General features: G+C 59.9%; 9 protein-coding genes. 1 reads left to right on the forward strand and 8 read right to left on the reverse strand.

Features of this window, described 5'->3' with window-relative positions; genetic code table 11:
- Positions 1 to 39 precede the first annotated feature (39 nt).
- A complete protein-coding gene (locus tag SFY93_RS27870; RefSeq protein ID WP_244527955.1) occupies positions 40 to 906 on the reverse strand; it encodes an ABC transporter substrate-binding protein in 867 nt (288 codons plus the stop codon).
- Between the two features lie 609 nt (positions 907 to 1,515).
- On the opposite strand from SFY93_RS27870, the gene SFY93_RS27875 reads away from it, so the two are divergent.
- The gene (locus SFY93_RS27875) at positions 1,516 to 2,049 is read left to right on the forward strand and encodes a flavin reductase family protein (protein ID WP_320445376.1); all 534 of its coding nucleotides are present in this window, start codon (positions 1,516 to 1,518) and stop codon (positions 2,047 to 2,049) included.
- 216 nt (positions 2,050 to 2,265) lie between these two features.
- Here the strand turns inward: SFY93_RS27875 and SFY93_RS27880 are convergent, their stop codons facing one another.
- The 7 genes from SFY93_RS27880 to SFY93_RS27910 all read right to left on the reverse strand — a co-directional run bounded on the left by SFY93_RS27880 (position 2,266) and on the right by SFY93_RS27910 (position 11,270).
- Positions 2,266 to 3,543, reverse strand: a complete 1,278-nt coding sequence (locus SFY93_RS27880) for a flavin-containing monooxygenase (RefSeq protein WP_320445377.1) — start codon at positions 3,541 to 3,543, stop codon at positions 2,266 to 2,268.
- A 165-nt stretch (positions 3,544 to 3,708) separates the two neighbouring features.
- Positions 3,709 to 4,455 carry a class II aldolase and adducin N-terminal domain-containing protein gene (locus SFY93_RS27885; protein ID WP_068734603.1) on the reverse strand — a complete coding sequence of 249 codons (747 nt, stop codon included), beginning with the start codon at positions 4,453 to 4,455 and terminating at the stop codon, positions 3,709 to 3,711.
- Between the two features lie 340 nt (positions 4,456 to 4,795).
- On the reverse strand, positions 4,796 to 5,749 hold the full coding sequence (locus SFY93_RS27890) for a LysR substrate-binding domain-containing protein (RefSeq protein ID WP_320445378.1): 954 nt from the start codon (positions 5,747 to 5,749) through the stop codon (positions 4,796 to 4,798).
- A gap of 136 nt (positions 5,750 to 5,885) precedes the next feature.
- The gene (locus SFY93_RS27895; RefSeq protein ID WP_320447870.1) at positions 5,886 to 7,430 is read right to left on the reverse strand and encodes an ABC transporter permease subunit; all 1,545 of its coding nucleotides are present in this window, start codon (positions 7,428 to 7,430) and stop codon (positions 5,886 to 5,888) included.
- 247 nt (positions 7,431 to 7,677) lie between these two features.
- The gene (locus tag SFY93_RS27900) at positions 7,678 to 9,012 is read right to left on the reverse strand and encodes an LLM class flavin-dependent oxidoreductase (RefSeq protein WP_320445379.1); all 1,335 of its coding nucleotides are present in this window, start codon (positions 9,010 to 9,012) and stop codon (positions 7,678 to 7,680) included.
- A gap of 56 nt (positions 9,013 to 9,068) precedes the next feature.
- On the reverse strand, positions 9,069 to 10,133 hold the full coding sequence (locus SFY93_RS27905) for an ABC transporter substrate-binding protein (protein WP_320445380.1): 1,065 nt from the start codon (positions 10,131 to 10,133) through the stop codon (positions 9,069 to 9,071).
- A 54-nt stretch (positions 10,134 to 10,187) separates the two neighbouring features.
- Entirely contained in the window at positions 10,188 to 11,270 is a 1,083-nt protein-coding gene (locus SFY93_RS27910) for an ABC transporter ATP-binding protein (protein WP_320445381.1), read from the reverse strand.
- Between the last annotated feature and the right edge of the window lie 446 nt (positions 11,271 to 11,716).

Here is an 11,716-nt window from a genome sequence, read left to right on the forward strand (position 1 = left end):
AGCCCTTACGTGAGAGTGATCCTTGCTTGCGGGCGGGCGTTACTTCACCGTCAGCAGGCCGGGCTCCATCAGGTTTTCCGGATCGAGTTTCCACTTCTTCAGCAGTGCGAGCTGATCACCGGACTTGTAGATCTCGGTGAGTGCGGCCTTCACCGCATCGCGGAACTTGGGCTTGTCCTTCGGCACGGCAATGCCGACCTGATAGGGGATCGTCACCGCGACCGCTTTCTCGAGCTTGTCCGGATAGGCTTTAACTGCGTTGTCGACGGTGTTGACGTCGTTGATATAGGTGTCAGCGCGGCCGGCAAGGATCGCCTGAATGCAGTTGGCATTGTTGTCATAGAGCTGGATAGTCGGCTCCGCCTTGCCTTCCTTCTTGCATTCCGGCCCCAGCGCCTGGATCAGCGGCACTTCGACATAGCCGGTGTTTTCCGCCGCAGCCGTGCCGCACAGCGAGGTGTTGATACCGGTGATCTTCTTCGGATTACCCTTGGCGACGAGCACGCCGTCGAACACCTTGGAGTAGGTGATGAAGTCGGCGGCCTTGGCGCGCTCCTCGGTGGCATAGATGTCGGAAATCACGATGTCCGCCTGGCCCGATGCCAGCGTGGTCAGCAAGGCTGCGAAGGTCACAGCTTTGTAGGTCAGCTTGAAGCCAAGGCATTCGCCGATCTGCTCACCGAGATCTATATCGAAACCGATATATTTGTTGGGATCCTTGGGATCGATCGATTCATAGCCCGGTGTATGCGGATTAATGGCGTTGACGAGTGTCTTGCCTTTCCAGTCCGGATATTTCGCCTGCAACTCGGCGCAAGCCGCCGGCACAGCCGCCTGCGCGGACATCGGAACAAAGGTGCCGACCGCTAATAGCGCGCCCACTGCCGCCGCACGCCATCCGATCATCGCGCCCGTTTCAGGCCAAAGCCTGCGGATGTCAGCAAAATGCAACTTGACCATTCGATCGCTCCTTCGACGTTGTCATGGCCTGAACCATGTTCCCTAACCTCGAAGAAGCCTACGGGCGCATGTCCGCAGAAAGCTTGTCCCGGGACGTACAATAATTTGGATCGTCCGCTCCCATGATTTGGGCAGAGCTGCCACATTAATGGGCGATGGGGCTCTTACTAAGCAGATCGTATTCACCAAATGACTGCTGCGCGCCAGAAGCGGCGTCGAGCCATCGGCTCCGCAGTTTACATCGATCGGTTAGATAGAAAGATGATCGGCGGCGCTCGCGCGCACAAGGACGACCAGCGACCCTGGTGTGGTTGCATCAGCTTCTGCAATTCACGATGAGAGATGCACCGGCCACACGCCCGGTTGGCTACCGCAACTTGGCACTTTTGAAAATCAGAAGCATCGCTCTCAAAACCGATAATTTATCGCAGTCATGAGTTGGGCAAAGCTGGAGAGCAAGATGCGCATCCGCGGGTCGGCGGCGAGCCCGCTCAAGGGTACTCGTGAAAGGATATCGCTCGCTCCGAGCGGTCAGCTCCTTAGAGGTCCATAACCATGGTACTGCGCGATCAGTTCTTGGCCGGCATGAGCAATGCGGCCTGCACCGTGAGTATCGTAACGACGGATGGCACAGCTGGCCGCCAGGGCGCGACGGTGTCGGCAATGTCATCCGTCTCGGCCGACACGCCGCAGCCGACCTTGCTCGTCTGCATCAACGAGACCAGTGCGACCGCCCAGGCGATCAAGGTGAATGGCGTGTTCTGCGTCAACCTGCTGCGGGACGATCAATCCGGCATTTCGGACTGTTTTGCGAAGCGATGGACCACCGGAGACGGCGACAAATTCTCGTGCGCGACCTGGGCTCCCGACGTCAACGGCTCTCCCCGTGTCGTCGACGGACTGGTCGCCTTCAGTTGCACCCTGTCCTCGTGGAAGAAGATCGGCACTCACTACGTTTTCTTCGGCGAAGTCCAGGACGTTGCGCTCGCCACAGAAGGATCGCCTCTGATCTACGCGAACCGCGCCTATCGGTCTGCCGTGCCCATCGCCCCGCGATCGGCCCCAGCATCCGGTTGCAACGCTAGCTGACGATTGGTCATCAGCGCGTAAGATACATGCGTGCCGTGACCGGACTGCTCGCTCATCGATCATGTCGAGAAGCGCGCGCGGACGGAGCCCTCCGCCCGCCTGTTCCGGAATAACTGCCCTACCGTCGATCTCACAATCCATCCTGGCCCCCGCCAGGGCCTGAACTACGAGCCCTGTCGGCACGGACGAACCTGCTCCGGAACCTGCCAGTACGGACTAGCTTGCATGCCCGACCGCGCGTCGCGCCGAGCTATCGTAATCGGTGTAGCGCCGCTGCGTTGAGATGCGGTCCGCCAGATGCTTCGCATCATGCCAGACGCCCCAGATGAATGCAGACCCACGGCGCGACTGCCAGGGAAGTCCCAGAAAATAGATCCCGGGTTCGGAAGACACGCCACGCTGGTGCTTCGGCTTGCCCACCGCGTCGAATGCATCGACTTTCAGCCAGCTATAGTCGGTGGCAAAACCCGTGGCCCAGACAATCGATGTGATGCCGGCTGCTGCGAGATCCAGTTCGCGCACCGGATCGGTTATGCAGTCGGGATCGGGCCTGACGATGCGCGCGTCCGGTTCAGGCGGCAAGTCCAGCCCGAACCGCGCGATATAGGCATCGGCCTCGTCCAGCAAGCTTCTGTAGGACGCATCGCCCAAGGCTATATTGTCGGCGAGGTCGTTCGCGAACAGCACCTTGCCCTGATCATACGACGCTGTCGAACCGACGAGATGCATGCCTTCGGCCGCCAGTCGCCGGAAATCGACGGTTTGGCCGCCACGCGCGCCGCTCACCGCAATCGTGACGTGCTCGGTGCCCGGCTGCTTCGTTTCCAGGTCCCATTTTCCGAGCACGCCGAGCCACCAGCAGAAGTCACGGCCGCGATAGGCCCGCGGCGGACGTTCGTGCGGCCCGACCGACAGGTGGACGCGCTTGCCCGCACGCAGCAATTCGTCGGCAATCTGGCCGCCGGACGAGCCTGCGCCAACGACCAGGACGGCGCCTTCCGGCAACTGACCGGGATTGCGATAGTCGTTGGAATGCAGCTGGATGATGTCTGCGCGTTGCGGAACGATCTGCGGAATGACGGGCACCTGAAACGGCCCGGTCGCCGCGACCACGTTCATCGCTTCGAAATTGCCCGCGGAGGTCCTGACCATGAACCCCGGCTGTCCGGCCATCCGTTCGACCGATGTCACATCGACGCCGCAGCGCACCGGCGCAGCGATCATTTCCGCATAGGACACGAAATAATCCGCGACGCTTTCCTTGCCGGGAAACGAGTCGGGATGCGCACCGGGAAATTCCATCCCCGGAAAGCGATCGTGCCATGCGGGGCCGTTGGCGACCAGCGAATCCCATCTGGCGGTCCGCCAGCGGTCGGCAATCCGATACCGTTCGAGCGCCAAATGCGGCACGCCCGCCATGCCCAGATGTTCGCTCATGGCGAGACCAGCCTGGCCTCCACCCACCACAATCGTGTCTACTCGCTCGATCGACATCCCTGTATCCACTTCTGACCGCCCGAAACGCTCCACGGCCGGATCATCCACGCATCGATGTTGAAGCAACACACCAGCACGCGAACGCTATCATTTGGCTTCCCAGTGCTTAGGCTCGACCGATGTGAAGGCTCCGCGCACCGATCGACGCACGACGACGAACGCTCAATGCGCGTAGGACGGGTCTTCCGCATCGAGCAGCTTTTTCATTTCGGCGAAGTGCGCTTCGGAAAAATCGGTGAGACCTTCCCAGTCGTGTGCGGTGCGTTCGGCAATATCGTCAGGCAGCACGTTCAGTGGCTGGCCGGTGGCATAGGCCTGCACCAGGGTCTGGCACGCACGCTCGATGGTGTACATGTCGTCAAACGCCTCGCCGACCGTCCTCGCAGCAATCATCACGCCATGATTTCCCATCATCAGGCGCGAGCGGTTGCCTAGCAGCTTTGCCAGACGTGCGCCCTCCTGCTCGCTGTCGGCCATTCCGGAATATGCGGCATCCAAAGCGACACGATTGAAATAGCGCGCCGTATTCTGGTCGATCGGTTTGATGTCAGGATTGGCCAGCGTGGCGATGGTCGTGACGAAGGGTGGATGCAGATGCAACACGACGCGCGCCTGCGGAAGCAGGCTGTGCATCTGGCTGTGGATCGACCACGCGGTTGGATCTACCGATGCCTGACCTCCGAACGAGCCATCTGCATCGAGATCGAACAACACGAGATCGCTGGCCTTGATCCGCGAGAAGTGTCTCCACTTCGGATTCATCAGGAATTTGCGACCATCGCTCGACACTGCCGCGCTGAAATGATTGGCGACAGCCTCGTGCATGCCCAGCCTTGCAAACAGGCGGAAGGCAGCCGCGAGGTCAATTCTCAGCTGGCGTTCGTTGGAATCATTCGGTTCGGTGGTCAATGACTGTCTCCGATTTGCGAAACATATGCTGCGCACCGCCGCGGGCTGCGACGATCGTCTGTCGAGGCTTCGGCTTCGACGCACCAACGTTGATCGACGCTGTGAAGACGCGACCCAACGGCGCGTACCGAAAACCGGACGTTTGTCATCACATCTGGATGATGCGGTTCGAACGCTGCTCGGCGGATGCGCTGGACTTGTGATTGAGCTTACTGAACCTGCCGGTTTCGGCCTAATTCGCTTTCGCGAAGGGCACCTTCCGGTTTTCCGAGGCATGCCTGCATAGTCAGCAGCATTGATCCTGAACCAGGCAGGATCGGCGCAAACCGTCGTGCCCTGCTCACTTCTTTCCGGATACCGGATGATCGACGCCGGGGGCCACCATGCCGGGTATGTAGTCTTCGGAAATCAGCGCCTGGCAATGCGCCTGAAACGTTTCGATCAAGCGTGACTTGGTCAGTTGCGCCAGTGTCGCGACGCCGATCACCATCGGGCGGTATTCACCGACGAGCTTCACCCGGACGACCTTCCTGCCGTCGAGCGCCGTATCGGATCTCGGCCTCACATTGGCCAGCGTATAGCCATAGCCATTCGCAACCATCGTGCGAATGACATCCTGATATGCTGAACGTCCGCCGATGCGCGGCTCGAATCCCTCGCCCATGAATAAAGCGAGGAAGTATTCGCGGCTTAGCGGGAGATCCAGCAGCAGCAACGGCTCGTCGATGAGCTCGGTAAGCGATACGGCCGATCTGGATGCAAATCTGTGGTTTTCGCTGACCACGACATGCACGGGCAGCTGGGCCAGCGGCGTGAATGCGATCCCCGACGGCAACTGCAGGTCGTAAGTGATGACGACATCGATCTCGGCACAGCGCAGCCCTTCGAGAAGCTGCTCCTGGTTGAGCTCGATATGCCTGATCTGGGTATCCGGAAATGCGGTGGTGAACGAATGCGCCAGTTCCGGCATGACCATCGGCGCCAATGTCACCAGACAGCCAACCGTAATCTGGCCACGAACCTGCCCGTCGACATCGGAGGCGACCGAATAGAGTTGCTCGGCCTGATTGAGTACGTTCTTCGCTTCCCGGAGCAGACTTCGCCCGGCCGGCGTCAGCGACAGACCGAGCGCGTGATGCCGGACGAACAGTTGGACGCCCAGCTCTTTCTCAAGGTGTGAGATGGCCGTCGAGATCGACGGCTGCGATATGTTGATGCGTTCGGACGCGAGCGTAATGCTGCCCGTCTCCCCGGCAGCCACGAAATACTCCAGCTGTCTTAACGTAAAACGCATTGCGAACCCGCGATCTTGCCATCGGCGTTACGGGCCGCCATGTCGATGCGAGTGTTTCCAAGCAGACCCGGACGCTCGCATCCAGGCTTCCGCGATCCGATGCTCGCTTTTTATACACCTGTCCCGATGGGCGCGGTCAAGCCGGCTTTCGCCAATAGCTGATGACCTCCATCAGCAGGAACAGCACCGTCACAACGCCCAGCACGACAACGGACGCAGCCGCCAGGGTCGGGTTGATCTGGAGGAAGATGTCGCTCCAAAGCTGTTTGGGGAGCGTCGTGATCAGACCACCGCCAATGAAGAGCGCGATCGTCAGCTCTTCGAAGGAGATGAGGAAGGCCGTGATCAGCCCCGCAACGATGCCACCGCTGATCAATGGCAGCGTGATCCTGAAAAATGCTTTGCGAGGTGAGGCTCCGAGCGTGAGCGCCGCGTCATCCAGCCGCCAGTCATGCCCACGCAGGGTCGACAGGACGATGATAAAGACGACGGGCGTTGCGATCACACTGTGGCCGAGCACGAGGCCGACGTCTGTCGCGATCAGCGACATCTGCGCGAACAGGTAGAACAGGCCTATCGAGATGACGAGATGCGGCACGATCATCGGCGACATGAAGAAGATGAAGATGGCGCCCGCCAGTCTGCTTCCCGAACGGACGACCGCAAAGGCAACGGTCCCCGCCACCACGATCGTCAGCGCCGCGCAAGCCACGCCGATTCCGAACGACCGGACGGTGGCAGCCATCCAGATTGGCGACGCGAAATAAGTGTCGAACCAGCGAAGACTGAAGCCAGGCGGCGGAAAGGCAAGAAAGCTCCCGCTCGTAAACGCCATCGGGATGATCGCAATCACGGGGACGAGCAGGATGGCGATCACGAGCACACTGTACAATCCCAGCAGGCGGGATCCCGGCAATCCACGAAACGTATTACGATAACTGCGCGCCACCGGGTCGAAGATGTTGCCGATGCGGCCGGCCAGCCGGAGGCCAAAGCGACGGACACGGCTGTCCGGCTGCGATTGCCCACTGCCGCCCCCCATGCCCGAAAGACCGAATACGCGGTCGAACAGCACCACTGCGATGATCGCCCCGGCGAGCAGGATCACGCCGAACGCGCTCCCCTGCTGAAGATTCTGCAATTCGTTAATCTGCTCGATGATCAACTGCCCCACCATCGTCTCGCGCGGGCTACCGAGCAGCGACGGGGTGATGAAGAAGCCGAGCGACGTGATGAAAATCATCAGGCCGGCGGTCGCTACGCCGCGCATCGAAAGCGGAAGAAATATCCGCCAGAATGCCTGCGTCGGACTCGCGCCCAGCGTCGTCGCAGCCGAGAGCAGCGATTTGTTGACCTGGTTCAGTGTCGGCATCATTGCGATAACGCAAAGCGGAACCAGCGTGTGTACGATGCCGAACAGCACGACCGTCTTGTTGAACAGCAGCCGATCGCCGGCTCCGCCCATCGACATGATGAGCTGCGCAAAACTGCTGTTCCGGCCCAACAGGACGAGCCATGCAAAGTTCTTGACCAGAGCGCTGGTCCAGAATGGCAGCAGGATCAGCATCATCATCAATCGCTGGCGCCTCGCCGAATGCCGGCTTAGCCAGTAGGCCAACGGATAGCTGATCAGCACGCAAAGCGCCGTCACCTGGATGGCGACGGTGAACGTGGTCGTCATGACGCGGCTGTAGGACGGCGATGTGAAGACCACCAGCAGGGCCTTCAAAGAGAAGCCGCTGTCGCCTCCCCATATGGCCGACACGAGTATGTGCAGCGTTGGCCACAGGAAGAAGATCAGAAGGAATGCCACACCTGGCAGGGCAAGCCAAATAGGTCCGAAACGAAAGCTCGGCTTCTCCGTCACCGGGAGGATCTCTGAAGATAGGTCTAACGACGTCACGCCCCCCCCCCCCGATCGCTGTCTGCTACAACGAGTTCTTGTTGGCGACGGGATAGAGCCCGAGATTCTCTCTCAGAGTCTTCCCCTTGTAAGCCGTCTTGTAGATGCCGCGCTCCTGAAGGACCGGCACGACCTCATCAATGAACTCCTTCAGCGAACCCGGAACAACTGCAGGCGACAGCATGAAGCCATCGCAGCAGCGCTGCTCGATCCAGCTCTCCATGAAGTCAGCTACTTCGTTGGCCGTGGCGCACATGGCCTTCGATCCCCTGGTATATTTATTGGCCATCTCGCGCAGCGTCAGCTTCTGGCCGCGGATCATGTCCGCGATCTGATTGAAATAGGCCTGGTGCAGATTGGACGAGGCCGGAATGCGATCGACCGGCACCGGCTCGTCCAGCGGCAGATCGAGCAGATTGGCCTCCAGATCATTGCTAAGCGCCATGACCTTCACTTCGACCGGAACCAGCGACTGCAGATATTCAAATTTTTCCTTCGCTTCCTCGCGAGTCCGGCCAATCACCGTGCTCAATCCAGACAGAATGAAGAGCTGCGATTCATCCCGGCCGAACTTCGGCATCCGGCCCTTGAGATCGCTGTAGAACGCCTTGGCGGCCTCGGGCTCGGCGCCTGTCCCGAACACGATTTCGGCGGTCTGCGCGGCCAGTTCCTTGCCGCTCTCAGATGCGCCAGCCTGAATGATAACGGGATGCCCCTGCGGCGGTCGCGCGATATTGAGGCCGCCGTGCACCGTGAAATATGCGCCCTTGTGATCGACGGTGTGAAACTTCTTGGGATCGAAATAGATGACCTTCTCCTTGTCGAAGACAAACGCATCCTGATCCCAGGTGTCCCAATAGGATTTCACGAGTTCGAGGCATTCGCGCGCCTTGGCGTAGCGCTCGCCATGCGGCGGCAGCCGGTCGAGACCGAAATTGCGGGCCGCATAGTCATTGGCCGACGTCACCACGTTCCAGGCGGCGCGTCCGCCTGTGATGTGATCGAGCGACGCGAACTGCCGCGCGATATTGTAGGGTTCGAAGAAGCTGGTCGAGACCGTCGCCCCGAGGCCGATCCGCGACGTCGCGCCGGCCAGCGCGGCAAGCAGCGTCACTGGCTCCATCACGTTCTGGAACAGCGGCGATCGTGTCCAGATGTCGAGATTGTCGGTACGCGCCGCAGGCGTATCGGCGATAAAAAAGAGGTCGAGCAAACCACGCTCGCAGAGCTGTGCGACCTCCTTGTAGTATTCGACATCATTGACGCGATCGGCCTCGGCGTCTGGATGCCGCCAGGCGCCCTTGTAGATCCCATGCGGATGGACAAGCGCCGATAGAACGATCTGCTTTTTGGATGTCATCGTCAGTACCAGTTCGAATTCACACTAGCGAGGTTGGGCGTTGCGGCGAACTCGGCTCAGGTGAGCAACCATTCGTCCATGCGTTTCTTGACCATCTGTCTATTGGATTGCGACCACCAGCGCGGATCCAGGGGCACGAGACCGGCGAAGTTCGCCGGATTGGTCGCAAGAATCTTCGCGCGCTCTGGCGCGATCGAATCGAACGCCTTCTTGTTGGTCGGGCCATTCGCCACCAGATTCGAATAGGCGGCCTGCCGGTCCGGACGCATGCAGAAGCGGATGAATTCCTTGGCCAGCGACTGTTTGGGGCCATTGATCGGCATGGCCCAGCCATCCACCGAATACAGCCCCTGCCAAACGGGCGTGAGCTTCGCGCCGCCCTGGATCGCGCTATACACACGCGCCGACCAGGTATCGGCCATGTCGACCTCGCCGCTCTGCAGTATCTGGGTGTTATGCGCGCCACTGGTCCACCAGACCGACACGTTCTTCTTGATCTTCTCGAGCGACCTAAACGCGCGATCGACGTCGATCGGGTAGAGCTTGTCAGGCGCGACGCCGTCTGCCAGCAACGCCATTTCCAGCGAGCCCCAGCCCGCGCGATAGAGGCCACGCCGGCCGACAAATTTTTCGGTGTTGAAGAAATCGGGCCAGCTCTTCGGACCGTTGTCGCCAAACTTCTCGGTATTGTAGGCCATGAGAATGCCGAACACGGAGAAGCCGAGCCAGTTCTCGGTCAACATGCCTGGGACCATATCTCCGGTCTCGTCCTTCAGATCGAGCGGCGCGATATAGTTCTTTCCCTCCTGAAGGCGGAAGATGTAATCCGGGATCATCATGCAGGCGTCCCAGAGATAGGTCTTCGTATCGACCATCAGCTTGAACTGCGTGACGGGATCCGGATCATGCGCGACATTGACGACCTGAACGCCGGTTTCCTTCTTGAACGGCTCACAGAAGGCCACGCGAATCGCGTCGCCGGCCGCGCCTCCAACATCCGCGACAGTGAGAGACTCGGCCGCAAACCCTGACTTCGTCAGGATCGATGGCATCGCCAGCGCACTACCTCCGAGGACGGTGGCCTTGATGAGCGTGCGTCGGTTCAACGTGGTGCGCTTCATGAGGTGTTCCTTGATGATCAACTCGGATGAAAAGATGGGCGACGTCCTGGTAGGCTAGCTCTCGAGGATGCGAATATGCTGGGAATCCCACACTAACGAGACGCGCTCGCCCAGCCGACCACGCTGCGCGCCGCCGGGAACGCGGACCGTGAAGACCGAGCCATGCGGCAACTCGACCATCATGCGCGTCTCGGAGCCGGCATAGATCTGCTCGATGATCGTGCCGTCCAGGAGGCCTGCCCCGCTGTCGCCGATGCGGACATATTCGGGCCGGATCGCAACACTGCAGACTCGACCGGGAGTCGCATTCTTGGGCGCGCCTCCGATATCGATCAGCCGGTCGCTGATGTACGACCGGATCTGCGTCGCGTTTACCATTTCGCCGCTGATGACATTCGACGTCCCGATGAATGTCGCCGCGAAAATACTCTTCGGCTTGTCATACAGTTCGAGCGGCGTTCCGAGCTGCTCGATCGCGCCATCATTCATCAGACAGATGCGATCGGACAGCGCGAGCGCTTCCTCCTGATCGTGAGTCACGAAAACGATCGTCGAGCCGGTCTCCCGGTGGATCCGCTTGATCTCGACTTGCATGGCCTCGCGGAGCTTCCGGTCGAGCGCCGAGAGCGATTCATCCATCAAGATCAGCGACGGCTTATAGACAAGGCATCGAGCCAGCGCGACGCGTTGCTGCTGTCCGCCCGACAATTCGTGCGGAAAGCGCTTGCCGAACTTTTCAAGCCCGACCATGTCGAGCGCACCGGCAACCTGCGTTGCGGACACCCGGTCCGACTGCCCGCGCATCTGCAGCGGAAATGCGATGTTCTCCTGCACCGTCAGATGCGGGAAGAGCGAGTAGTTCTGAAACACGACGCCGATATCGCGCTTGTAGGGCTCCAGATCGGTCTGATCGCGGCCGTCGATGATCAGCCGACCGCTGCTCGGCTTCACAAGGCCCGAGATGAGCTGCAGCAGCGTCGTCTTGCCGGAGCCCGACGGTCCGAGAAGTGTGAGCAGTTCGCCGGTGAAGATTTTGAGTTCGATCGGATTCAGCGCTGCTGTGGCATCGTAGAATTTGCAGATACCCTGAGCATGCAGCTTTACTGCATTGCTCGCAGAGGATGATGTCGATGCCATCGGGACCAGGCTTCCATGCACTAAGTCAAACCTCTTCTCTGCCGCTCTGAACGAAAGCTAGCCGTGCCTCATCTTCGGGTAAATTAGGAAAAACCGCCGCTGTTCTTTGGATTTGCCGAAACGCGTTTTTTTGCTCAATTAGGAAGCCGAAGGACTCGACAAATGCTCACTCTTTGAGCCCGACGCTCATTTACCAGCGATCTTCCTGGATAATCGTGGCGTCAATTTAATCTCAAGTCAGGGGGATCACACCACGCCGCGTTCCCTCGGGCGGAACCAATGCGAGCCCAGATCATTGGTCGTCGTCACCGCGTGGCTCGCGGCTTTTATCGGTGATGAGAACGCCATTCGCGCTCCCGCCCCTCCAATGGAAGGGAGGCGTGCATGAAACCGCGTCACTTCTTCAGAGACAACGATCCCCAGCAGATCCGGGTTGATCAGGCGAA

The sequence above is a fragment of the Tardiphaga sp. 42S5 genome (genome assembly GCF_034044155.1).
GTDB lineage: Bacteria > Pseudomonadota > Alphaproteobacteria > Rhizobiales > Xanthobacteraceae > Tardiphaga > Tardiphaga robiniae.